This window comes from Escherichia sp. WS1368, assembly GCF_046487485.1.
Taxonomy (GTDB): domain Bacteria; phylum Pseudomonadota; class Gammaproteobacteria; order Enterobacterales; family Enterobacteriaceae; genus Escherichia; species Escherichia coli.
Genome location: NZ_JBJQJI010000001.1, coordinates 506,321 through 531,690 on the forward strand (window position 1 = coordinate 506,321; position 25,370 = coordinate 531,690).

Here is a 25,370-nt window from a genome sequence, read left to right on the forward strand (position 1 = left end):
CTCTTTCCTTATTCAAACAGGGCTTCAATATCGTTAATGAGTTCGCTGGCGGTGATGTCGTCGAGCACGGAGAACTGCGCTTCCTGAGTTGAATTACTCCCCCAGCCATAGCTTTCCGCTTTGCCTTCCCATAGCCACAGCTTGCTTAAGACCTGCTCAGCGCTAAGATCGGCTGGTGACATACCCACCGCAAAACCTTCGTCGATTTCCATGATTAACGACCAGCGACCGAGAGGTTTGATCATCCATCCGATCCAGCCTCCATCCTGTGGTTCGCCCTTTATCCAGCCTTTATTTGCCAGCCCCATGACCCGGCCGCTCGGGCATTTTCTGCCTGCCCAGCGGGTCAGTTCGCTGGCGTTGCGCTCGGCTTCTGTCAGGGCGTAACTGTTACGTTCAAGCTGACGGAACGGTGGTAGCAGTTCGTAGTCGGCAAAAAGCTGACCAAAGGCGACAGCATCCGTCGGTGATATTTCCAGAACGTGAGGAATGCCAACAGAGATATCGCCTTCCTGCAAGGTGAAAAGATCATCGTCAGCGGTGCTGTAGCTGTTATCTTCCGCCACCCTAAAGCACGCCTGTAGCTGGTTTTCGGCGCTATAAACGCCCCAAATCAGACGGCGGGTTAAGTGACGAACCAGCGGATGCTCAACCAGGAAGAGCTGAAAGTTTTCCGGCGACCAGCGGCGGCGCAGGCACATGGCGGATTCCAGCCTTGCTACCTGCTGGGCGGCGACGGTACGCGCATCTTTTTTCAGCAATTTGTAGCGGTTAACAGCATCGTTTGCCTGTGATTCATCATCGCTTTTATTGGGTTTAGGTAAGTCTTTCAGGCGGCTGCCGGAAACATCGCGCACAAACGGTTTTAAGGTTTCATCAAAGCTGACGGTGAACTGCCGTGGGCCAAAATCCAGCAGCAGCGAACCGTTATCATCCAGACCGAGAGCCGGTGCTAACCGATCTTCAAGCTCCGCTACCGTCAGTTCGCGACTTTCGGCAATGTCGGCAATTTTCTCTTTCGCCCGCTCCTGTAATGCTTTGAATTTCAGTTTCTGGGCAATGCCGTTAAGCTGCATCAGGGCGATATCACTACTGATAGCGGCGAGGATATCCAGCCCGACGGTGGCGCGTTTATGCTGGGATTCACCAGGCCAGGCGCGTATTAATGGCGTCAGTTTGCGGGCGGTGTCATCGTTACCGAGAACGCCTAACGCAGTGAACGCCCAACTCTCTTTCGACGGCGCGCCAGCGGTCTGCCAGGCGGTAAACAGATCCCAGGCAAATTCAGCCAGTGAGTCGGCGGTACAGGCATCTTTCACCTGCAATAATCCCGGATACAGCGCCTCCTCCTGATGGAAGCGGAGCATTTCACCGAGGTGCTGGAGTGCGCTATCGGGCAGTGATTGGGCATTTGCTTTTAATACCGGGCGGGTCCAGATCGATGGCTGATAAAAGGCCGGAAGAGTGGGGATTTTTGTCGGGTGATTATCTAAGGGATCGAGCGCAAGCATAGCGTTCACCGCATCTGTTACTTCCGGCTGGTTATAACGCCGGGCGATTTCTTGCAGTAATGGTTGATGACCGTTTTCGGTAAGCATACGCAATGCAGCGCGGGCGTTATCCTGTGCTTCACCGGCTTTGCCGAGCGCCGCAGACAGCAGGCCGGTAATGGCGTGTTCCGGGTATTTCAGCAGCCAGGTGCGGGCGTCTTGTCGTAGGGTTTTGAGTTTGTTGAAGGCGCGGGCGACGGCAGGTGCCAGCTCACTCGCTGCGAAGTAATTCGTTATGGGCAAGGCTTCCTGTGGATAGCGTGCAAGTGAGTTTACTAACCCAGGTAATCCTTTGAGTCCAAAATGTAACATGGCGTATTCGGTATCGGTATGCGGAGATAGAGTAAGGGCATTCCATGCTCTTACTGCTTTCTCCAGCGGCAATGTTGTCAAAATCCCCAAATGCCAATAATGCCCGGTAGGTGAATGAAACACCTTAAATTCACTTATTAAAGTTGAATAATCTTCATTTAGCCATGCCTCAACTACCGCTTCGGGAGCTTTAATATATGTACCAGCGATCCGTCGTTGAAAACCCATCCTTGCCAACAGATTGGCAGTACTTTCTTCATGACTAACCGTGATGTGTTTTGAATACCAGATATATTTCGCCAAAAGTTGATTACTGATTTCTTCTGTCAGATAACTGATTGGCTCAATACCTAATGGTGCTAAATCAAGCACTGGAATCGGCGATTTTTTCTTTTTCGAAAGCCATGGTGGGGAGACTACTATGGCCGGCAGTAGATCGGCGCTGGCATGGTTTGAGGGCTGTGTCAGTTGTTGCTGGCATGATTTCAGCACTGCAACTGCGGGTGTCGAAAGCCAGGGAATGACCTGTTCTGCTAGTGTCGGTTGCGAGATAAGCATCGTCATTAGCATAATGCGCCAACTATTCTCTTCTTTTTGCACTAGAAGTTCCGCCAGTGCTGCCAGTGCTGCGTGTGGGAACGCAGCGCAGGCTTTCGTCATTCGATCGTGACAGCGTTTAGTATGCCCTGCTACACGTATAAGCAGTGTTAATGCGAACGGATGATTGATATGACGCAACACATCGGCGCAGTAGTCACTTGCGACATAGGGAGCAAATCGGGGCAGGGCCGCAACACCTTGCTCCTGTAATACGGTGGCTGACCATATCGCACCACAATAGTAATCATCAAAAATGGCATATGGCTCGTGATATTTTTCTAATGAGGCAAGAATGTGCTCATCAGTCGCCACTATTTTTAGCCACTCCAGCGAGGGTAATTTCTTTTGCCCCAGTAGACGCTGGGCAATTTCATGTGCAATTTCTGGTTTTTCGGGCAATAACAAAGCAATTAATGGTTGCCGCCATTCTGGAATATGTGGAACTGCGGCAATAAGTTTTTGTGCACATTTTTGCCAGAGAGACTCTTCCGCCAGTGATAAATGTTTACGTAGGCGTAATTCAAAGCTGGAATATTGCTGCAAATAATCAGGTGAAATGCCAGACGACAGGAAAACAATATTATTGTTGACATAATCCCATTCAATAGATATTTGTTGAAGATGTATTATTACATCAGTAGCATATTCCAGACCGCCTTCCTGAATAATCTGATCCATAACATCCGCACGCTCTTTATATCTCGTGCAGTGCAGTTCAAGTGCCGCGAGTACAGCCATTACCGGTGATGGTAATTTTGTCGTTTTCGGGCTGTTAATCAGATCGATCGCCTGAGCGATGAAGTTTTGCCACTCTAAAGTACAGGCGCTGAAGTCAAATGTAGCTGTTTTGTTATCCCGTTGCGACACGCCACAGGCTAAGCGACGTAACTGGGTTAATTTATCTACAGGTGTAACAGGATCTCCGGGAAAGCGGCGATGGCTTAAGGTGGTGGGTACGACTTCAAGCGGAAAAACGACAGCAATATCTTTTGCCAGCCACGGTAAAATAACGTCTGTATTTTTGTCAGCCACGTAGAATTCTGGTGTAACTGAGGGCTGTTCCTGAATGATGGTAGAAAAGTCAGATAATTCGAGAGATTTCGTTACCGTTCGAGTATGTTTCGATGTAGCATTCTCCGCATGTTCCACATACCCCTTTTTCGTTTTCTCCGCAATCAGCTTGAGTTCCGCTTTTTCCGCCGCCGCAGCATCTGCAAAGCTTTTTACCTGACTTTGCCCGTTGGTGCCGACTTTGCCCCAACTGATATTCAGTTCGTTTCCCTGCTGCTCCACCGCCCAGAATTTATGTGATTTTTCGTCCTGATAAATATAGGTTTTCATTGCAAAGTCCTTTTAATCAAAAAGTGATTCGATGTCGTTAATGAGTTCGCTGGCGGTGATGGCATCAAGCGCGGAGAACGTGAGCGAGGGCTGTGTACTGTAGCGTTCCCCTGGTGAAGTGATTTTTACGCTTTCAACAGGTAGCAGGTCGCTATACCCCGTTTCGCCATAAGTTAATGAAAAATGTTCTGTTTCAAGTTCGAGAGCGCCATAAGGGGTAGATTTGCGCATCGCATAGACGCTGCCGCTTTCTTCCAGACGTTGCCAGCCTCGACGTTCCAGCCCGACAATGCGCCCGGCCTGGCAAAGACGTCCTTGCCAGCGTATCAATTCATGGGTATCACGTTCATTATCAGTAAGGTGGTAATAACCACGATCGAGTTGGCGAAAGGGAGGAAGCTTTTCGTAATCAGCATAAATTTGCCCAAATGCAGTGGCGGATTCAGGAGATATTTCCAGCACATGCGGTATACCGATGTTTCCTGCTGGCAGCGTGAATAACTCATCCTGCGCATCGCTGTAAGTGCTGTCTTCTGCGACCCGGAAGCAGGCGATCAGCGTGTTTTCCTCAGTATATACCCCCCATAACACCCGTCGGGTTAAGTGACGTACCAGCGGATGCTCCACCAGAAACAGGCGGAACTGCTCTGCCGTCCAGCGTCTGCGCTGGCACATATCCTGCTCCAGACGATCAATCTGCTGGCTGGCAATGGCGTGCACATCTTTCTTCAATTGTTTGAAGAGGTTAACGGAGTCAGTTGCCAGTGTTTGATCATCGCTCTGATTTGGTTTGGGTAAATCTTTCAGGACTTTGCCGTTTGCATCGTGCACTACAGGTTTTAAGGTTTCGTCAAAACCAACGGTGAATTGACGTGGGCCGAAATCCAGTATCAGCGAGCCACTGTTATCAAGCCCTAAATCTGGAGCCAGGCGGTCTTCCAGTTCAGCCATAGTCAGCCCACGGTTTTCAGCAACTATGTTGATTTTCTCGCGGGCATGTTCCTGTAATGCTTTGAATTTAATTTTTCGCGCGATGCCATTAAGCAGCATTAGCGCAACATCGCTGCCAATATCAGCTAATACATCCAGCCCGTAAACCGCGCGTTTATGCTGGGATTCACCCGGCCAGGCACGGATAAGCGGGGTTAATTTACGTGCGGTGTCGTCATTGCCTAAAATCCCAAGCGAAGTAAATGCCCAGTTTTCTTTTGCGGGTGCGCCAGCTTCTGTCCATGCCGTGTAGAGATCCCAGCCAAAGTCAGCCAGTGATTCGTGGGTGAAGGTCTCTTTGATGGTCGCCAGCCCAGCGTAGGAGGTAATGTCGCGTGGAAAGCTCAACATTGTGCCCAGGTGGCGCATAGCGTCATCTGGCAGAGGCAGGTTGTTACTTTTAAGCCGTGGTCTGCGCCATAAGGTGAACTGATAAAAGCCGGGCAGTGGGGCGATTTTAGCGGGATATTCTTCCAGCGGATCGCTATCGAACAATGTTGCCAGCGCAGCTAAAACATCAGGTTGGTTGTATCTCCGGCCGATTTCTTCAATCGTTTCTCGCTGGTTTAATTTCACTAGCAGGCGGAATGCCTGGCGGGCATATTCCCGATTTTGGCACGGTTTGCCCAGCGCCAAAGGCAGTAGCCCGGCGGCGGCATGGCGCGGGTTATTTGCCAGCCAATTAATGGCATCCTTGTAAGCCATTTTTTTCTGTAACCGCTGCGCCATTGGTAAGGCTAGTTCACTGGCCCCAATAAAGAGGGTGAATATCCACAGTCGTTGATGATCTCGTTGCAAGCAGGTCATAAACGCAGGAATGGCCGTACTACCAAAAACTGCCAGAATCTCTTTCTCACCTGAATATCGCTCCTCAATGATTATTTGGTTGAGAAATGAAATCGCCTGTTGTCCCGGTAAGTAACAAAGCGCAGATAGATTCCAGCTTTTGTTGGCATTGTTGTGATATTTCGCAAACTCAGCTTTTAGTGCTGGAAAATCAAAGCGCAACAAGGCATCAACAGCGCTTTGCGGTATATATTTTTTTTCATGTAAGTCATCTTCGCAATGCAGCCATTCATTAAAACCTAATTGCCAAAGGATTTGTTGTTCTGGTGTAAAAGGAATGAAAGATGTCTCCCAGCTTTCTTTTTCAATTAGTGGCAGGTCGGTAAATAAGGTTTGCTGTGATGACTGATATTGCGCGATTTCACTGAATCTGGATATGTCAGTATGACTGATTAACTCTGTAATTCCTGGCGTGATGTCAGTGACTGCAGGGATGGGAAGCACCGGTAAATCAAATACGGGTATTACATTCGTTTTCTTATTTATTACCCACGGTGGAGCGACAAACAGCTCCGGCAACATATCCGCAGTGGCGTATTCACATTCTTCAGCGACTAACTGAGTACGACATTCAGATAAGATGCCTGCCGCTTTAGCATTAACCCAGGGAATGACGTCAGTGACTAAATCTGGCGTGGCGGTAATCAGTTTGACAAGCGCTTTACGCCACTGTGCATCTTCATGTATTGCCAGTAAAGTTGCATAAGCGGCAAGAGCCGCAGCGGGATGTTTTTGACAGGCTTTGCTTAAGTATTCCAGGTGCTTTTTCTTGCCAATTACACCGAGGATCAGAATTTGAATCGCATCCGGGTGATTCGTTTTCCATAGCCATTTGACAAGATCTTCAGTCTCGCTGATGCGCTCGAAGAGATAAGTGGGATTGTCAGAATGCTCTTCCGTAAACTCAAGAAGTATCCGGCTTACACCGCGCACCCCATTATTTGCCAGCAACATTGCCAGATAAGCGCGAAAATCATGATACAACGGTGGGAAGTCGTATTTTTCTGCTGTAGTCAGAGCGGCGTCATCGGTTACCACCAGTCTTAACCAGGTCATCGCCGGAACGTTTTGATCTGCATAACGTAGCGCCATAGCATTGGCAATATCCGGGCGTTCAGGGAGCAGTAACGCCGCAAAAGGTTGCCGTGCTGGGGATAGCGAGGGAATAGCAGCGAGAACTTTATCTACACAGCGTTGCCACTCATCTTCTGAAGCGAGTGAAAGATGATGACATAGACGTTGATGCCAGTTCGGTAGTGATTCTGCTTTGAGATCAGGGGGAATAATGGTGGTGACGTCGGCTTTTACTGGTTTATATTTGAGTTGAAGAGCGAGAAGGGCGATTTCAACGGTAGTTTCCAGACCACAGCGAATGACTAAGTCATCGACCAGTTCATCTGTAGAGTAAGAGTTCCATAAATTCCAGAGCAATGCCGCATCAGATTGTATACTTCCTGTTTGTTGATTATTCAGAATTCGCCTTTGTAACTCGGCAAACGCCAGCTGCCAGTTTTCAGGATAAGAGCGGTAATTATTGTCGGGGTCATATGCCCTGGTGTTATTCGCGATGCGCTTCCATATTTGGCCATCTTTGTACAGATAATTGATCTCTCTGGGGCGAGAGCGATGAGGAAAAGCAAATCGATTAATATCGCCAGTTACCGGAATGACTGCATCATCAGCCACCCATGGGCGTTTGTTTTTACTCTCAGGGGAGGTTTCAACTTCAGGAGTGGCTTTGGTGATGGGGGGGATATGCACGTTTGCTAAAGCATTTTCCACATAGCCTTTTTTCGTTTTCTCTGCGATCAGCTTAAGCTCCGCTTTTGCCGCTGCCGCAGCATCCGCAAAACTTTTTACCTGGTTTTGCCCTTTGGTGCCAACTTTTCCCCAACAGATATGCAACTCGTTTCCCTGCTGCTCCACCGCCCAGAATTTATGTGATTTTTCGTCCTGATAGATAAAGTGTTTCATTCTGCATCCCTGTAATTTTATCCAGTTGAATGCTGATGCTACCAGTATTTATGCGGGTTAGAGAGAGACAAAATCGCAAGAAAACAACTTTAGGAATTTATAAAGAAAAGGCGCTGTCGATGCAGCGCCTTGAAGGGGGATTATTTCACCTGATGACCCGGTTTAGCACCGGCATCCGGGCTTAGCAGGAAAATATCTTTCCCGCCAGGACCGGCAGCCATCACCATGCCTTCAGAGATACCGAAGCGCATTTTACGTGGTGCCAGGTTAGCCACCATAATGGTGTGACGACCAATCAGTGCCTGCGGATCCGGGTAAGCAGAACGAATACCGGAGAAGACATTGCGTTTTTCACCGCCGAGATCCAGCGTCAGGCGCAGCAGTTTGTCAGAACCTTCAACAAACTCTGCGTTTTCAATCAGCGCCACGCGCAGGTCAACTTTAGCGAAGTCGTCAAAGGTGATGGTTTCCTGAATCGGATCATCTGCCAGTGGGCCAGTAACTGGCGCGGCAGCTGCTTTCACTTCTTCTTTAGACGCTTCCACCAGTGCTTCAACCTGCTTCATATCGATGCGGTTATACAGCGCTTTGAACGGATTCACTTTATGGCCCAACAGCGGTTGCTGGATACCATCCCAGGTCAGTTCCGTATTAAGGAATGCTTCCGCGCGCTCGGTCAGTTTCGGCAGTACCGGCTTCAGGTAAGTCATCAGCACGCGGAACAGGTTTATGCCCATCGAGCAAATTGCCTGCAGGTCGGCATCGCGTCCTTCCTGTTTCGCCACCACCCACGGAGCCTGTTCATCGACATAACGGTTAGCCAGATCTGCCAGCGCCATGATTTCGCGGATCGCTTTACCAAATTCGCGGCTTTCCCACGCTTCACCAATCACTTCAGCGGCATCCGTGAAGGTTTTGTACAACTGCGGGTCAGTCAGTTCGCTTGCCAGCACGCCGTCAAAACGCTTGTTGATAAAGCCAGCGTTACGGGATGCCAGGTTAACCACTTTATTCACGATATCGGCATTCACACGCTGAACGAAATCTTCCAGGTTGAGATCGATATCATCAATGCGCGAAGAGAGTTTCGCAGTGTAGTAGTAACGCAGGCTGTCAGCATCAAAATGATTCAGCCAGGTGCTGGCTTTAATAAAGGTGCCGCGAGACTTGGACATCTTCGCGCCGTTCACCGTCACATAGCCATGAACAAACAGGTTAGTCGGCTTGCGGAAGTTGCTGCCTTCCAGCATTGCTGGCCAGAACAGGCTGTGGAAGTAAACAATATCTTTGCCGATGAAGTGATACAGCTCGGCGGTGGAATCTTTCTTCCAGTATTCATCGAAGCTGGTGGTGTCGCCGCGTTTGTCGCACAGATTCTTGAAGGAACCCATGTAGCCAATCGGCGCATCCAGCCAGACGTAGAAATATTTGCCCGGTGCATTCGGAATTTCAAAACCGAAGTACGGGGCGTCGCGGGAGATATCCCACTGTTGCAGGCCAGATTCAAACCACTCCTGCATTTTGTTTGCCACTTGCTCCTGCAACGCGCCGCTGCGGGTCCATGCCTGCAGCATTTCGCTGAAAGAGGGCAGATCAAAGAAGAAGTGTTCAGAATCACGCATTACCGGCGTAGCACCAGAAACCACCGATTTAGGCTCGATCAGCTCAGTCGGGCTGTAGGTCGCGCCACAAACTTCGCAGTTATCGCCGTATTGATCCGGGGATTTACATTTCGGGCAGGTGCCTTTTACAAAACGGTCCGGCAGGAACATGCCTTTTTCCGGATCGTAAAGCTGAGAGATGGTGCGGTTTTTAATAAAACCGTTCTCTTTCAGGCGAGAATAAATAAGTTCTGACAACTGGCGGTTCTCTTCGCTGTGCGTCGAGTGATAGTTGTCGTAGCTGATGTTAAAGCCTGCGAAATCAGTCTGATGCTCCTGACTCATTTCGCCAATCATCTGCTCCGGAGTGATACCAAGCTGCTGAGCTTTCAGCATGATCGGTGTGCCGTGGGCATCGTCGGCGCAGATGAAGTTGACCTCGTGGCCGCGCATTCGCTGGTAACGGACCCAGACATCAGCCTGGATGTGCTCCAGCATATGGCCGAGGTGGATTGAGCCGTTAGCGTACGGCAGTGCGCACGTCACCAGAATTTTCTTCGCGACTTGAGTCATAGTAGGCATTACTTCTTAATAGTGAAAAGGGGTTAGATAGTACCAAATGGGAAAATGTTAAGTAAGTACTTCTCTATATTCTTCAGGTAAACTATCAGCTGATGGTTTATCTATACAAAAAAGGAGTCGGGATGAACGAACAATCCCAGGCCAAATCACCAGAAGCCTTGCGCGCAATGGTCGCCGGGACACTGGCCAATTTTCAGCACCCAACCCTGAAGCATAACCTCACCACGCTGAAAGCGTTGCACCATGTCGCCTGGATGGACGACACGTTGCATGTGGAACTGGTTATGCCATTCGTCTGGCATAGCGCGTTCGAAGAGTTAAAAGAGCAATGTAGCGCCGAACTGCTGCGCATCACCGGGGCGAAAGCTATCGACTGGAAACTGTCGCACAATATCGCCACCTTAAAACGCGTGAAGAATCAGCCGGGAATTAACGGCGTGAAGAACATCATTGCGGTCAGCTCAGGTAAAGGCGGCGTGGGTAAATCCTCCACGGCGGTAAACCTGGCGCTGGCACTGGCGGCGGAAGGGGCGAAAGTCGGCATTCTGGATGCCGATATCTACGGCCCATCAATACCCACCATGCTGGGTGCAGAAAATCAGCGTCCAACTTCGCCGGACGGTACCCATATGGCACCGATTATGTCTCATGGACTGGCAACCAATTCAATTGGTTATCTGGTCACTGACGACAATGCGATGGTGTGGCGTGGTCCGATGGCGAGCAAGGCGTTAATGCAGATGTTGCAGGAAACCTTGTGGCCGGATCTCGACTATCTGGTGCTTGATATGCCGCCAGGCACCGGTGACATTCAATTGACACTGGCACAAAACATTCCAGTAACTGGCGCGGTAGTGGTCACCACCCCGCAGGACATTGCGTTGATCGATGCGAAAAAAGGCATTGTGATGTTCGAGAAAGTCGAGGTTCCGGTGCTCGGTATTGTCGAGAACATGAGTGTGCATATTTGCAGTAACTGTGGTCACCATGAACCGATTTTCGGTACCGGTGGTGCTGAGAAACTGGCTGAAAAATACCACACACAGCTGCTGGGGCAGATGCCGTTACACATCTCCTTACGTGAGGATCTCGATAAAGGCACGCCAACGGTTATCAGCCGTCCGGAGAGCGAATTTACCGCTATCTACCGCCAGCTGGCTGACCGCGTTGCAGCTCAGCTCTACTGGCAGGGTGAAGTCATTCCAGGCGAAATTTCCTTCCGCGCGGTCTAACGCCTATTAACCATTCTGGTTATTCTTCATACACCGCAGAGATGTTACATTGATGCGGTGTATTTGTTTTTGCCGCATTAATGAACACTTATTTAATACTGCGAATATTCTGCGGACCTTCGTCCGAAACTCTATAAAGTCGATTGATCGTACAGGCAATGCTTCATTATCATCCTTCGTGGCTGTGTAGTGGATGTACAGCTATAGTTTGTTATGCACTCATTCTATCCAGGCATAACCTTTACTACAGGGATAACGTTCAATGAATAAGTACTGGCTGTCAGGAATTATTTTTCTTGCCTATGGAATGGCTTCTCCCGCGTTCTCTTCACAGACTGCCACATTAACGATTAATGGCAGGATCAGTCCCCCAACATGCAGTATGGCTATGGTTAATGGTCAACCTCAACAGCATTGTGGTCCGTTAACGTATGATGTTGATACCCGTCATCAGGTTTCTTCGCCAGTCAAAGGTGTAACGACAGAAGTGGTTGTTGCAGGTAGCGATAGCAAACGTCGAATCGTGTTAAATCGCTACGATTAATTTGCCACCCTGGTTTTTTAATCGAATTTAGAAAGCTGAAATCATCCGTGTGAATGATTTCAGCTTTTTTATTGATATCAATAATACCATTTACAAAAATCTGCATTAATTAATAGATGTGATAAATATTTAATATGCTTAAGTATTTGTTGTATTTATATTGCAATAGTTAATTTGCTTTAAATCAATAAAACAATATGTTTACATTGCGGCAACTTTTTTGATGTGAGAAATTTGTTTCCAAGAGATACAGACTCTTAACAACCAAAAATAAATTTTATTAAGGAACATATTATGAAACGTTCAATTATTGCTGCCGCTGTCTTTTCTTCTTTTTTTATGAGCGCTGGGGTATTTGCCGCAGACGTTGATACCGGAACATTAACCATTAAAGGGAATATTGCAGAATCTCCGTGTAAATTCGAAGCGGGTGGCGATTCAGTAAGTATTAATATGCCAACTGTACCAACCACTGTCTTTGAAGGTAAAGCTAAATACTCGACCTATGATGATGCAGTCGGTGTAACCAGCAGCATGTTAAAAATTAGCTGTCCGAAAGAAGTTGCTGGTGTAAAACTCTCGTTGATTACCAACGATAAAATAACCGGAAACGATAAGGCGATAGCCAGTAGCAACGATACCGTGGGGTACTATCTCTATTTAGGTGATAACAGCGATGTCCTGGATGTTTCTGCACCTTTTAACATTGAGAGTTATAAAACAGCGGAAGGTCAATATGCTATTCCGTTTAAAGCAAAATACCTGAAGCTGACAGATAATTCAGTGCAATCAGGTGATGTGTTATCTTCTCTGGTTATGCGTGTGGCGCAGGATTAATAAATAAAATTTCAAGTTTCTCCAGGTAATAAACATGGCCGCTATCCCCATGGCGGCCTTTTAATTTAAGAGGCATTAAGATGAAAGGATTATTTGCTTTACTCATTTCTTCTATGGTCCTTCCTGCACATGCCGGTATTGTTATCTACGGGACGCGTATTATTTACCCGGCAGAAAATAAAGAAGTGATGGTGCAGTTGATGAATCAGGGAAACCGTTCTTCGCTGCTGCAGGCGTGGATTGATGATGGTGATACGTCGTTACCACCAGAAAAAATTCAGGTTCCTTTCATGTTAACGCCACCAGTGGCAAAAATAGGGGCAAATTCCGGGCAGCAAGTAAAAATCAAAATTATGCCGAATAAACTGCCCACTAATAAAGAGAGCATTTTTTATCTGAATGTTCTGGATATTCCACCAAATAGTCCAGAGCAAGAGGGCAAGAATGCACTGAAATTTGCAATGCAAAACAGAATCAAATTGTTTTACCGGCCTGCGGGTATTGCACCGGTAAATAAAGCGACATTTAAAAAGTTACTGGTAAATCGCAGTGGCAATGGATTGGTGATAAAAAATGACTCAGCAAATTGGGTAACGATTTCGGATGTCAAAGCTAATAATGTCAAAGTCAATTATGAAACTATTATGATTGCCCCCTTAGAAAGTCAGAGTATTAATGTCAAAAGTAATAATGCGAATAACTGGTATCTGACCATTATCGATGACCATGGCAACTATATTAGTGACAAAATTTAATTGCAGGAGCTGCCTATGTTGAGAATGACCCCACTTGCATCAGCAATCGTAGCGTTATTGCTCGGCATTGAAGCTTATGCAGCTGAAGAAACCTTTGATACCCATTTTATGATAGGTGGAATGAAAGACCAGCAGGTTGCAAATATTCGTCTTGATGATAATCAACCCTTGCCGGGGCAGTATGACATCGATATTTATGTCAATAAGCAATGGCGCGGGAAATATGAGATCATTGTTAAAGACAACCCGCAAGAAACATGTTTATCAAGGGAAATTATCAAGCGGTTAGGCATTAATACCGATAACTTTGCCAGCGGTAAGCAATGTTTAACATTTGAGCAACTTGTTCAGGGTGGGAGCTATACCTGGGATATCGGAGTTTTTCGTCTCGATTTCAGTGTCCCGCAGGCGTGGGTGGAAGAACTGGAAAGTGGCTATGTTCCACCGGAAAACTGGGAGCGGGGTATTAATGCGTTTTATACCTCTTATTATGTGAGTCAGTATTACAGCGACTATAAAGCGTCGGGTAATAGCAAGAGTACATATGTACGTTTTAACAGCGGGTTAAACTTACTGGGGTGGCAACTGCATTCTGATGCCAGTTTCAGTAAAACAAATAGCAATCCAGGGGTGTGGAAAAGCAATACCCTGTATCTGGAACGTGGATTTGCCCAACTTCTCGGCACGCTTCGCGTGGGTGATATGTACACATCAAGCGATATTTTTGATTCTGTTCGCTTCAGCGGTGTGCGGTTGTTTCGTGATATGCAGATGTTGCCTAACTCGAAACAGAATTTTACTCCACGGGTGCAGGGGATTGCTCAGAGTAACGCGCTGGTAACTATTGAACAGAACGGTTTTGTGGTTTATCAGAAAGAGGTTCCTCCTGGCCCGTTTGCGATTACAGATTTGCAGTTGGCCGGTGGTGGAGCAGATCTTGATGTCAGCGTGAAAGAGGCGGACGGTTCGGTAACCACCTATCTGGTGCCTTATGCAGCGGTGCCGAATATGCTGCAACCTGGCGTGTCGAAATATGATTTTGCGGCGGGTCGTAGCCATATTGAAGGGGCGAGCAAACAAAGTGATTTTGTCCAGGCGGGTTATCAGTATGGTTTTAATAACTTATTGACGCTGTATGGCGGATCGATGGTCGCGAATAATTATTACGCGTTCACTTTGGGGACTAGCTGGAATACACGCATTGGTGCCATTTCCGTCGATGCCACGAAGTCGCATAGTAAACAAGACAACGGCGATGTGTTTGACGGGCAAAGTTATCAAATTGCCTACAACAAATTTGTGAGCCAAACGTCGACGCGTTTTGGTCTGGCGGCCTGGCGTTATTCGTCGCGTGATTACCGGACATTTAACGATCACGTTTGGGCAAACAATAAAGATAATTATCGCCGTGATGAAAACGATATCTATGACATTGCCGATTATTACCAGAACGATTTTGGCCGTAAAAATAGCTTTTCTGCCAATATGAGCCAGTCATTGCCAGAAGGCTGGGGTTCTGTGTCCTTAAGTACGTTATGGCGAGATTACTGGGGGCGTAGCGGCAGCAGTAAGGATTATCAGTTGAGTTATTCCAACAACCTGCGACGGATAAGCTATACCCTCGCGGCAAGCCAGGCTTATGACGAGAATCATCATGAAGAGAAACGTTTTAATATTTTTATATCGATTCCCTTTGATTGGGGTGATGACGTTACGACGCCTCGTCGGCAAATATATATGTCTAACTCAACGACGTTTGATGATCAGGGTTTTGCCTCAAATAATACGGGATTATCGGGAACCGTTGGAAACCGGGATCAATTTAACTATGGGGTCAACCTGAGTCATCAGCATCAGGGAAATGAAACGACAGCTGGAGCGAATTTAACCTGGAACGCGCCGGTTGCGACAGTGAATGGCAGTTATAGTAAGTCGAGTACTTATCGACAGGCTGGAGCCAGTGTTTCAGGGGGCATTGTCGCCTGGTCGGGTGGCGTTAATCTGGCGAACCGTCTTTCCGAAACGTTTGCTGTGATGAATGCGCCAGGAATTAAAGATGCTTATGTCAATGGGCAAAAATATCGCACAACAAACCGTAATGGAGTGGTGGTATACGACGGAATGACACCTTATCGGGAAAATCACCTGATGCTGGATGTGTCGCAAAGCGATAGCGAAGCAGAATTGCGCGGTAACCGGAAAATTGCCGCCCCTTTTCGCGGCGCGGTTGTACTGGTTAATTTTGATACCGATCAGCGCAAGCCCTGGTTTATAAAAGCGTTAAGAGCGGATGGGCAACCATTAACGTTTGGTTATGAAGTCAATGATATCCACGGTCATAATATTGGCGTTGTCGGCCAGGGAAGTCAGTTATTTATTCGCACCAATGAAGTACCGCCATCGGTTAATGTAGCAATTGATAAGCAACAAGGACTTTCATGCACAATCACCTTCGGTAAAGAGATTGATGAAAGTAGAAATTATATCTGTCGGTGAGAGGTGGAATATGATGTTCAGAAATGGAATGTTACTAATATTTATTTTATGGGTTAATTTTACCTGGGCTGGATGTCGTACCACTGCATCATTAAATATTACTGATAGTATTAATGTGGGGGAGATTTTAGCGAATGAGGTTTCCTTTAGTAAAAGTGTTGTGTTTACCGGGATATCTTGTGATACGAGCACGGATAAAATAGTCTATAAAAATATCCAAAGTGATTGGGTTGAAGTCGGGCCTTTTGGTAATGGCGAAAAGTTAAAGGTTAAAATAGAGTCTTTAGGTAAAACCAGTGACACGATTGGGAAATCCAGCAATGCGCAGGCAGTATTACCCTATGTGGTTAAAATATCTAAAGGCACACCTGATTTTACTGGAGAAAGAAAACCTACCTGGTTTCTTTCAGATACTGTGATTGCAAATATTGGCGGTGAGTCATCTTCATCCATTGACTTTTGGTTGAGCATTTGTAAGACATTGAAGATTAACTGGTGTGTAAGTTATCTCACCAGTAAACTGGCGGGGGATACATTTACGCTTGGATTAAGTATTTCCTATTATCCTAAAAATACGACCTGTAAGCCTGAAAACACAATAATAAAAGTAGATGATATTGCCTTGTCCCAACTCAGAAGTCAGGGAAAGATTACGGCGAATAGTAAGGAAGGAATAATTACGTTGAAATGTGATAATCTTTTCGGCGACACAAAACAAGCATCGCGGAATATGGTCGTATATCTTTCCAGCAGTGACTTAGTTACAGGAAGCAATACAATTTTGCGCGGCAACATAGATAATGGTGTAGGATTTGTGTTGGATCTAAAAGAACCACCCAAAGGGACTGAAGCAGCCATCAAAATTTCTGCTAGCGGCGATCAGGGCGCGGCGACATCATTATGGAAAACAGATAAAACCGGGGCTTCTTTAAATAGTAATATTATTAATATACCTGTCCTGGCCAGTTACTACGTCTACGATACAAACAAAGTTAAATCTGGCGCACTACAGGCAACCGCATTAATCAACGTGAAATACGACTAATAACAAGCAAGACGAGCAAGTGGCTAATAATAAAAATAATAAGGTGTCTGCATTTCCCCCTCTCTTCGAGGGGGCTTTTTTTCAGCGATGATAAAAAATCTCACCGTCGTAGGCTTTAATGATTTTACCGTCGGTGTCGTTGATCAACACGTACGCGCCACCCATATAGGTCCAGTGTGTCCCGGCATCAGGCGCGGGCAGGTTACGTAACTGCCACTGCTTAATGTTGTACTCATCGGTGCGGTACATCTCTGGGACGGTATCGCCTGGTTTGAAATGCTTAAAGTCAGCAATGAAACTGCTTAACTCATACTTAGAAATTCCCGAGGTATTGGTCGAACCCGCGGTGGCTGGTGCGGCCCAGGCGGCACTGGTAACCAGCAAAAGCACACCCAGCAACATCTTATTTTTAATGGTCATAAACTCTCCACTTTGGGGATCTGTAATATCAGTCGCATATCTTTCCTGCCATACAATATAACTGACAAGCGATATTTTGTTAGTGATCCCATGATTTCGTAAAAAGTGTAAATGAAAGGATGCCCTAAAAGCATCCTTAGCGAGCAGAGAGTCAGCGGAAATAGCTGATTTAAGAATCATCCTGGGCTGAAGATAACATGCAAGCCTAAAGGATTGAGTTATCGCATTATGCCCATGAAGCCATGTACGCCCATATACACACCAACTAAGCCAATCAACAGACTGGAAAAATAGGGGGCGCGTTTAGCGAGAGTGTTAAATCCGCTCCAGCGTTTTGCGACCTGCTGAACGCTGATTGCTGCGCCAACGCCTACGGTGACCAGCGTTAACGCCAGGCCAATGCTGAAACTGACGACCAGTGTTGCGCCCAGTGTCAGGGCTTTCAACTGAATGCAAATCAACAGCACGGTAATTGCTGCCGGGCAGGGGATAAGGCCACCGGTTAAGCCAAATAACAAAATTTGCCAGTTGGTGACCTCTCTACCATCAAAGCGTCGTTTAATGTCATTGGCATGGGCTCGTGCATGGGCATCCTGATACTCGCCATGTTCGTGATGGTGATGATGTCCATGGTCGTGGTGATCTTCGTGATCGTGGTGATGATGCTCATGATCATGCTCGTGCATATTCTCCAGCCAGTTGCGTTCGCCGCGCCAGGTACGCCAGAACATCCAGAACGCGGTGCCAATAATGATCACTGCGGAAATCAACTGGAGCCACGGTTCTGCTGATTGAGCAGTAAAGCGCTTGCTGATCACCATCCCGCCAAAGGCAATCAACCAGACCACTGCGGTATGCGAAATGGTTGCTGCCAGTCCGAGCATCACCGCCTGTTTAATGGTGCCTTTGATGGCGATGATAAACGCCGCCATCATCGTTTTTGAGTGCCCTGGTTCCAGGCCATGAAGCGCACCAAGTAAGATGGCGCTGGGGATGAAGAACCAGGCGTTTCCTTGCTGAAGAAGAGTGGTAAATTCGGTCATGATAATAATTCTTAGTATTAATTCGGCAATCTTATTCTACTCCCCCCCAGTACCTGATACTACCCCCCAGTAGATTAATAGTGCTATGATTTTTCATATTCTTGTTAACCAGGTGTTGCCATGTCTCATACCATCCGTGATAAACAGAAACTGAAAGCGCGTGCCAGTAAGATTCAGGGCCAGGTCGTGGCGCTCAAGAAAATGCTCGACGAGCCGCACGAATGCGCTGCAGTTTTACAACAGATTGCTGCTATCCGTGGCGCGGTAAACGGTCTGATGCGGGAAGTGATTAAAGGTCATCTGACGGAACACATCGTTCACCAGGGGGATGAGCTAAAACGTGAAGAAGATCTGGATGTCGTTCTGAAGGTGCTGGATTCTTATATCAAATAATTTATTAACGCGATTGTAAAACTGCCGTTTTTCCCCGTTTACAACGCGTGCGCTGGACATTACCATCCTCCTCTGCGATTTATCATCGCAATCAAACGACTCGGGGTGCCCTTCTGCGTGAAGGCTGAGAAATACCCGTATCACCTGATCTGGATAATGCCAGCGTAGGGAAGTCACGGACCACCAGGTCATTGCTTCTTCACGTTATGGCAGGAGCAAACTATGCAAGTCGACCTGCTGAGTTCCGCGCAATCTGCGCACGCGTTACACCTTTTTCACCAACATTCCCCTCTTGTGCACTGCATGACCAACGATGTGGTGCAAACCTTTACTGCCAATACCTTGCTGGCGCTCGGTGCATCGCCAGCGATGGTTATCGAAACCGAAGAGGCCAGTCAGTTTGCGGCTATCGCCAGTGCGTTGCTGATTAACGTTGGCACACTGACGCAGCCACGCGCACAGGCGATGCGTGCCGCCGTTGAGCAAGCAAAACGCTCTCAAACACCCTGGACGCTTGATCCGGTTGCGGTTGGTGCACTCGACTATCGCCGCCGTTTTTGTCTGGAACTTCTGTCTCATAAGCCAACCGCCATACGTGGTAATGCTTCGGAAATCATGGCATTAGCTGGCATTGCTAATGGCGGACGGGGAGTGGATACCACTGACGCCGCAGCTAATGCGATACCCGCTGCACAAACACTGGCACGGGAAACTGGCGCAATCGTCGTGGTCACTGGCGAGGTGGATTATGTTACCGATGGTCGTCGCACCGTTGGCATTCACGGCGGCGATCCGTTAATGACCAAAGTGGTAGGAACTGGCTGTGCATTATCGGCGGTTGTCGCTGCCTGTTGTGCGCTACCAGGCGATACGCTGGAAAATATCGCATCTGCCTGTCACTGGATGAAACAAGCCGGAGAACGCGCAGTCGCCAGTAGCGAGGGGCCAGGCAGTTTTGTTCCACATTTCCTTGATGCGCTCTGGCAATTGACGCAGGAGGTGCAAGCGTGAAACGAATTAACGCTCTGACGATTGCCGGTACTGATCCGAGTGGTGGTGCGGGGATTCAGGCCGATCTTAAAACCTTCTCGGCACTTGGCGCTTATGGTTGCTCAGTTATTACTGCACTGGTGGCGCAAAATACCCGTGGTGTACAGTCGGTGTATCGCATTGAGCCTGATTTTGTCGCCGCCCAGCTCGATTCGGTGTTCAGCGATGTGCGAATCGACACCACTAAAATCGGTATGTTGGCGGAAACCGATATTGTTGAAGCGGTGGCAGAACGGTTGCAACGTTATCAGATCCAAAACGTGGTACTCGACACCGTTATGCTGGCAAAAAGCGGCGACCCGCTGCTTTCACCTTCGGCGGTTGCTACGCTGCGCAGTCGATTATTGCCACAGGTTTCATTAATAACGCCAAACTTGCCCGAAGCTGCTGCCTTGCTCGACGCGCCACACGCGCGCACCGAACAGGAAATGCTGGAACAAGGGCGATCGCTGTTGGCGATGGGCTGTGGCGCAGTGCTAATGAAAGGTGGTCATCTGGATGATGAACAAAGCCCGGACTGGCTGTTTACTCGTGAGGGAGAACAACGATTTACTGCACCGCGCATTATGACCAAAAACACCCACGGCACTGGTTGTACGCTCTCTGCGGCGTTGGCTGCACTACGCCCGCGCCATACAAACTGGGCTGACACCGTACAGGAGGCAAAAAGCTGGCTTTCATCGGCGTTAGCCCAGGCCGACACGCTGGAAGTTGGTCACGGTATTGGTCCGGTTCACCACTTCCACGCGTGGTGGTGAGCACCTTACTATAGCTGCTTTGGTTATTGTCAGTCTTTGGCGCTGACATTCAGGGATGAAACCAATGCAACTGAGAATCACCAGTCGAAAAAAATTCACCGCTTTATTATGCGCTCTTGGGCTAATTTCCATCGTTGCAATTTATCCGCGTCAGACGGTGAATTTTTTCTACTCGACAGCAATTCAGATTAAAGACTACATCCACTTCTACGGTTATCGTCCGGTCAAATCTTTTGCTATTCGCATTCCTGCCAGTTACACCATTCATGGTATTGATGTTTCACGCTGGCAGGAGCGAATCGACTGGCAGCAGGTGGCAAAAATGCGCGATAACGGTATTCGCTTGCAGTTTGCCTTTATCAAGGCGACGGAAGGCGAAAAGCTGGTGGACCCCTATTTTTCGCGTAACTGGCAACTAAGCCGCGAAAATGGCCTGCTGCGCGGGGCGTATCATTATTTCTCCCCGTCGGTATCCGCTTCAGTTCAGGCGCGATTATTTCTGCAAACGGTGGATTTTGCCCACGGCGATCTCCCTGCCGTGCTGGACGTAGAAGAACGGGGAAAATTATCGGCAAAAGAATTACGCAAGCGGGTAAGTCAGTGGCTAAAAATGGTCGAAAAACGCACGGGAAAAAAGCCAATTATTTACTCAGGAGCCGTTTTTTATCACACCAATCTGGCGGGCTATTTCAATGAATATCCGTGGTGGGTGGCTCACTATTATCAACGTCGCCCGGACAATGACGGCATGGCCTGGCGCTTCTGGCAGCATTCCGACCGTGGACAGGTAGATGGCATTAATGGTCCGGTGGATTTTAATGTGTTTAATGGCACGGTGGAGGAGTTGCAGGCATTCGTTGATGGGATTAAAGAAACGCCTTAAATAAGAAGCAGTGATATACTCCCACCAGACTCCCTGGCAGGAAAAAGACAAATGGAACAAGCGCATACCCAGCTGATTGCCCAACTGAACGAACGTATTTTAGCGGCGGATAACACGCCGCTTTATATTAAGTTTGCCGAAACGGTAAAAAATGCCGTGCGCAGCGGGGTGCTGGAGCATGGCAATATTTTGCCCGGTGAGCGTGATTTAAGTCAGTTAACCGGCGTTTCGCGCATTACGGTGCGCAAGGCGATGCAGGCGCTGGAAGAAGAGGGCGTGGTGACGCGTTCGCGTGGTTACGGTACGCAGATCAACAACATCTTCGAATACTCGTTGAAAGAAGCGCGAGGTTTTTCTCAGCAGGTGGTATTGCGCGGGAAAAAGCCCGATACACTATGGGTTAACAAGCGTGTCGTGAAATGTCCCGAAGAAGTCGCGCAGCAGCTAGCGGTCGAAGCAGGAAGTAATGTCTTTTTGCTTAAGCGTATTCGCTATGTCGATGAAGAAGCGGTATCAATTGAGGAATCGTGGGTTCCTGCGCATTTAATTCATGATGTTGATGCCATCGGAATTTCTCTTTATGACTACTTCCGCAGCCAGCACATTTACCCACAACGTACGCGTTCCCGCGTTAGCGCCCGGATGCCGGATGCCGAGTTTCAGTCACATATTCAGTTAGATAGCAAAATACCGGTGCTGGTGATCAAGCAAGTGGCGCTTGACCAACAGCAACGGCCTATTGAGTACAGCATCAGCCACTGTCGCAGCGATCTATACGTTTTTGTGTGCGAGGAGTAGTTCCTCGCGCGTTGGCGCACAATCACCGCCCCGATGCCCGACAACCCACGACGCCACTGCATTGCCCAGTAATACGGCATCCGCCAGTGGCAGACCAGAGGCTAGCCCGGCAAGTACGCCACCTGCATGACTGTCGCCCGCCCCAATGGTGTCTACAACTTGCGTTGGAAATGCCGGAATGCAGCCAGAAGCGTCGTTGCTGAAATACCATGCGCCCTCTTTATCGAGACGAATGATCAACGGCGCGGCAAATTTCTCCTGCCATTGCTTGCCAAGTGTTGTTATCTCTGCGGATAAAGCAAAACGTTCGGCGGCAATCTCAGCCTCCTGACGATTGAGTGACACTAAAGGTCGACAGGCCATGATCCGCGCCAGCAATGCATCCGGGATATCGCCAATACGTGGGCCAAAATCGATAAACGGCGTCACGTCTTGCAGCTTTTCCAGCCATTCCACTAATAATTCGCCGCAGGGCGAGGCCAGTTGATAACCGGAAAAATAGAGCAGGCTGCCAGGCGCAACGGTTAATCGCGCCAGCCACTGGCGATTCCACTGATTTTCCACACCGCTGAATGACATAAAAGTGCGTTCGCCATCCGGCTCAACCAGCGCCAGACACCAGCCGTTATCACCTTCGGCGTTATCGATCAGGCTGATTAAGCCCTCTTTTGCCATCCGGTTGCGAATAATCTCCGCCCAAACCCCCTGACCGAGCGGCAAGGCATTACCCGCTTCGATGCCGAGGCGCTTTAACGCCACGGCAATATTCAGTGCGCAGCCGCCAACGTTAACGCTCTGCTGTTTCAGTTCGATATCGCACCCACGCCAGGGGAGGGCATAAGCGTCGGCGATCACATCAATGACCGCCGCGCCAATCACCATAACTGGCTGACGCGTGGCTAATTCAGGCAGCAGCGTGTGTAATCGAGCGCCGCTCATACCGCCTCCCGTTGTTGACGATATTTCGCCAGCGCTGTGGCATAGCGGTTGAAATCAAGCTGATTTACCGCATCCAGTTCCGCCTTTAACGCAGGATCGATAGCGTTAACGCCATGCAACGCGCCACAAATTGCTGTCGCCATAGCACCGATGGTGTCTGTGTCGCCGCCAAGGTTAGCGCACAGGACGGCGCAACGGTTCGGGTCGGTTTGTGCCAGTTCAACCAGCGCAATGGCGCACGGAACGGACTCAATAGTGCTGGTACCTGCGCCAACGACCTGGTAAAGCTGTTCGCTGGCGGATTCGGTGCCGTCGGCATTGCGCACAATTTTCAGCGCAATCTCCAGACGTGCTGCCAGTGAGGCGCTGAAGGTAGTGATGCGTTTTTGTTGAGCATGTCGCGCAATCGAGGGTAGTGAATCAACAATCGCTGACCAGCTTTCTCCGTCAATGGCACGAGAAATCGCCCATGCGATGACTACCGCCCCCGCAACCGCCAGATCGGATTTATGTGTCGGGCTGGAGGCCAGCGCCACATCATCAATAAAGGAATCAACATCACGCGCCGGAAGCAAACAACCTAATGGCGAGACGCGCATCGCTGCGCCGTTGGTCACGCCGTTATTTTCCAGTTCAGCAACGGGTTTACCGTCGCGAATGGCGTTAAGCGCAATCTTCGAGGTCGGACCTAGTACGTTTTTGTTAAAGGCGTCGAAACGCAGCGCCCAGTCGAGAATATTACGCCCAATCAGATCCGGATCGATCTTGCCTTCACGTTCCAGTAACGCATCCGCCAGACACAGCGCCATCGAGGTATCGTCGGTGAATTCGGCGCGGTTAAAATAACAGGCTGCGTTATTCTCCTTTGGCCCAGGCAGAAAACGGTCAATCCAGCCAAAGTGCGCTTTGACGCGACTGCGCGGCCAAAGCTCGGAGGGCATCCCCATCGCATCCCCTAACGCCTGCCCATAAAGAGCACCGAGAATACGTTCTGTTTTCATTTAACTTCCCCTTGTGTCAACGTAATATCGCGATCATCGACCTTGATAGCCGTAATTTCGTTGTCGGATTCGCGGAAAAAAATCATGAACAGCACGGCGATAATGGCAATCATCACCGCGCCAAAAGTCCACATCCCGGCCCAGTTGAAAGTCAGTCCGTTTACCGGTTCCTGATAAGCGAACATCTTTTCCATCATCACACCGCCAAGACGATAGCCGAGCAAACTGCCGAAGCCCTGGCAGCAGAGCGTGATCAGCCCCTGCGCGGCGGTACGCATATGCACGGGGGCTTTTTTATCGACATAGATGTAAGCGGTAACGTAGTAAAAATCGTAACTTACGCCGTGAAGCAAAATGCCGAGGAACAGTAACGCGTAGGTGAAATATTCATCCGCACTACCGTAAATAAAGAAGCCATAGCGGATCGCAGCGGTGACCAGACCAAGTAATAATACCTTTTTGATACCAAAGCGTTTGGTAAAAAACGGCAATGCCAGCATAAAGAAGATTTCAGAGAACTGGCCGAGCGTCATCCAGCCAGTGGCGTTTTTCATGCCAACTTCGGTCAGATAACCGTTGGCAAAGATGTAATAGAACGCCAGTGGCATCGCAAACAGGAATGAACAGAAGAAAAAGACGAGGAAGTTTTTATCGCGCAGCAGGATCAGCGCATCCAGGCCGAGCATGACTTTAATGTCCATTTTGCCGGTGCTTTTTGGCGGCGTGTCGGGCAGGAAAAACGCAAACACACCGAGCAGAGCAGAACTTCCGGCGGTAATCAGTAGCGGGATGTTAGTCGGAGAGATATCGGCATAACCCAGCATTTGCGGCAAAAATCCACATGCCAGACCGGAGGCAATCCAGCCGATAGTGCCCATCACACGAATGCGTGGGAAATCACGCTCCACATCCGGCACGTTGGCAAAAGCGATACTGTTAGTCAGCGCAATGGTCGGCATATAGGTTAGCGAGTAGGCCAGCAGTAACGGGAAGAACCCGGCAAAAGTGGTCTGTTGCGCAGCGAAATACATCAGCGCCGCACCAGCGAACATCAATACCGCCAGCACTTTCTGCGCCGAGAAAAAGCGGTCAGTGATGGAGCCAACCAGAATTGGCGACAGGATCGCCGCAATGGCGGTACAGGCATACGACCAGCCAATTTCTCCGGCACTAAAACCGCTTTTACTTAACCACAACCACAATGGCACAAACCACGCGCCCCAGATAAACCATTCAACAAACATCATGAACGACAGCTTTGCTGTTGTTTTCATCTTTTAATTCCTTCATGACAGGTAATGTAAGGTACGCGATGACAATACCATTTAATAATACCTTTTAAATACCTTTGCGGTGAAAACTTGACCGCGGTAACATTTT

General features: G+C 48.6%; 19 protein-coding genes and 1 riboswitch. Of the genes, 11 read left to right on the forward strand and 8 right to left on the reverse strand.

Annotated elements, in window-relative coordinates:
* Window positions 1-8: 8 nt before the first annotated feature.
* From ACJHYD_RS02295 to metG, 3 genes are all read right to left on the reverse strand, one after another.
* Complete coding sequence (locus tag ACJHYD_RS02295) at window positions 9-3,803, reverse strand: WGR and DUF4132 domain-containing protein (RefSeq protein ID WP_000860770.1); 3,795 nt, start codon at window positions 3,801-3,803, stop codon at window positions 9-11.
* A 12-nt stretch (window positions 3,804-3,815) separates the two neighbouring features.
* Window positions 3,816-7,613 (reverse strand): DUF4132 domain-containing protein, encoded by a 3,798-nt coding sequence (locus ACJHYD_RS02300; protein WP_069903824.1) that lies wholly within the window; start codon window positions 7,611-7,613, stop codon window positions 3,816-3,818.
* A gap of 140 nt (window positions 7,614-7,753) precedes the next feature.
* Entirely contained in the window at window positions 7,754-9,787 is a 2,034-nt protein-coding gene (gene metG / locus ACJHYD_RS02305) for a methionine--tRNA ligase (protein WP_001551343.1), read from the reverse strand.
* 131 nt (window positions 9,788-9,918) lie between these two features.
* Here metG and apbC point away from each other — a divergent pair, with 131 nt between their 5' ends.
* The 6 genes from apbC to ACJHYD_RS02335 all read left to right on the forward strand — a co-directional run bounded on the left by apbC (window position 9,919) and on the right by ACJHYD_RS02335 (window position 16,705).
* Entirely contained in the window at window positions 9,919-11,028 is a 1,110-nt protein-coding gene (gene apbC, locus ACJHYD_RS02310; protein WP_001005448.1) for an iron-sulfur cluster carrier protein ApbC, read from the forward strand.
* Window positions 11,029-11,290: 262 nt separating this feature from the next.
* On the forward strand, window positions 11,291-11,572 hold the full coding sequence (locus ACJHYD_RS02315) for a YehE family protein (RefSeq protein ID WP_001551342.1): 282 nt from the start codon (window positions 11,291-11,293) through the stop codon (window positions 11,570-11,572).
* Between the two features lie 294 nt (window positions 11,573-11,866).
* Entirely contained in the window at window positions 11,867-12,409 is a 543-nt protein-coding gene (locus ACJHYD_RS02320; protein WP_000830468.1) for a fimbrial protein, read from the forward strand.
* A gap of 80 nt (window positions 12,410-12,489) precedes the next feature.
* Complete coding sequence (locus tag ACJHYD_RS02325) at window positions 12,490-13,164, forward strand: fimbria/pilus periplasmic chaperone (protein WP_001551341.1); 675 nt, start codon at window positions 12,490-12,492, stop codon at window positions 13,162-13,164.
* A 15-nt stretch (window positions 13,165-13,179) separates the two neighbouring features.
* On the forward strand, window positions 13,180-15,660 hold the full coding sequence (locus ACJHYD_RS02330) for a fimbrial biogenesis outer membrane usher protein (protein WP_001551340.1): 2,481 nt from the start codon (window positions 13,180-13,182) through the stop codon (window positions 15,658-15,660).
* 10 nt (window positions 15,661-15,670) lie between these two features.
* Window positions 15,671-16,705 carry a fimbrial protein gene (locus ACJHYD_RS02335; RefSeq protein WP_001551339.1) on the forward strand — a complete coding sequence of 345 codons (1,035 nt, stop codon included), beginning with the start codon at window positions 15,671-15,673 and terminating at the stop codon, window positions 16,703-16,705.
* 81 nt (window positions 16,706-16,786) lie between these two features.
* On the opposite strand, the gene rcnB is transcribed toward ACJHYD_RS02335, so the two are convergent.
* Window positions 16,787-17,125 (reverse strand): Ni(II)/Co(II) efflux transporter accessory subunit RcnB, encoded by a 339-nt coding sequence (gene rcnB / locus ACJHYD_RS02340; RefSeq protein WP_000153073.1) that lies wholly within the window; start codon window positions 17,123-17,125, stop codon window positions 16,787-16,789.
* Window positions 17,126-17,343: 218 nt separating this feature from the next.
* Window positions 17,344-18,168, reverse strand: a complete 825-nt coding sequence (gene rcnA, locus ACJHYD_RS02345; RefSeq protein ID WP_000134572.1) for a nickel/cobalt efflux protein RcnA — start codon at window positions 18,166-18,168, stop codon at window positions 17,344-17,346.
* A gap of 120 nt (window positions 18,169-18,288) precedes the next feature.
* On the opposite strand from rcnA, the gene rcnR reads away from it, so the two are divergent.
* From rcnR to ACJHYD_RS02370, 5 genes are all read left to right on the forward strand, one after another.
* Complete coding sequence (gene rcnR, locus ACJHYD_RS02350; RefSeq protein WP_000019944.1) at window positions 18,289-18,561, forward strand: Ni(II)/Co(II)-binding transcriptional repressor RcnR; 273 nt, start codon at window positions 18,289-18,291, stop codon at window positions 18,559-18,561.
* Between the two features lie 91 nt (window positions 18,562-18,652).
* A riboswitch (TPP riboswitch) is annotated at window positions 18,653-18,749 on the forward strand.
* Between the two features lie 34 nt (window positions 18,750-18,783).
* Window positions 18,784-19,572, forward strand: a complete 789-nt coding sequence (gene thiM / locus ACJHYD_RS02355; protein ID WP_001551337.1) for a hydroxyethylthiazole kinase — start codon at window positions 18,784-18,786, stop codon at window positions 19,570-19,572.
* Window positions 19,569-20,369: a bifunctional hydroxymethylpyrimidine kinase/phosphomethylpyrimidine kinase gene (gene thiD / locus ACJHYD_RS02360; RefSeq protein WP_000822274.1), complete on the forward strand. Its 801-nt coding sequence runs from the start codon at window positions 19,569-19,571 to the stop codon at window positions 20,367-20,369. Before thiM ends, thiD begins: the two co-directional genes overlap by 4 nt.
* 64 nt (window positions 20,370-20,433) lie before the next feature.
* Window positions 20,434-21,252 carry a glycoside hydrolase family 25 protein gene (locus tag ACJHYD_RS02365; protein WP_001551336.1) on the forward strand — a complete coding sequence of 273 codons (819 nt, stop codon included), beginning with the start codon at window positions 20,434-20,436 and terminating at the stop codon, window positions 21,250-21,252.
* A gap of 51 nt (window positions 21,253-21,303) precedes the next feature.
* Window positions 21,304-22,050, forward strand: a complete 747-nt coding sequence (locus ACJHYD_RS02370) for a GntR family transcriptional regulator (RefSeq protein ID WP_000434044.1) — start codon at window positions 21,304-21,306, stop codon at window positions 22,048-22,050.
* On the opposite strand, the gene ACJHYD_RS02375 is transcribed toward ACJHYD_RS02370, so the two are convergent.
* Genes ACJHYD_RS02375 through ACJHYD_RS02385 form a run of 3 tightly spaced genes read right to left on the reverse strand, consistent with a single transcriptional unit; the run spans window position 22,024 to window position 25,264 of the window.
* On the reverse strand, window positions 22,024-22,989 hold the full coding sequence (locus tag ACJHYD_RS02375) for a carbohydrate kinase family protein (protein WP_001551335.1): 966 nt from the start codon (window positions 22,987-22,989) through the stop codon (window positions 22,024-22,026). The two genes, ACJHYD_RS02370 and ACJHYD_RS02375, sit on opposite strands and share 27 nt — an antisense overlap.
* The gene (locus tag ACJHYD_RS02380) at window positions 22,986-23,990 is read right to left on the reverse strand and encodes an ADP-ribosylglycohydrolase family protein (protein WP_000846217.1); all 1,005 of its coding nucleotides are present in this window, start codon (window positions 23,988-23,990) and stop codon (window positions 22,986-22,988) included. Before ACJHYD_RS02380 ends, ACJHYD_RS02375 begins: the two co-directional genes overlap by 4 nt.
* Entirely contained in the window at window positions 23,987-25,264 is a 1,278-nt protein-coding gene (locus ACJHYD_RS02385) for a nucleoside permease (protein WP_001551334.1), read from the reverse strand. Before ACJHYD_RS02385 ends, ACJHYD_RS02380 begins: the two co-directional genes overlap by 4 nt.
* Window positions 25,265-25,370: the final 106 nt, after the last annotated feature.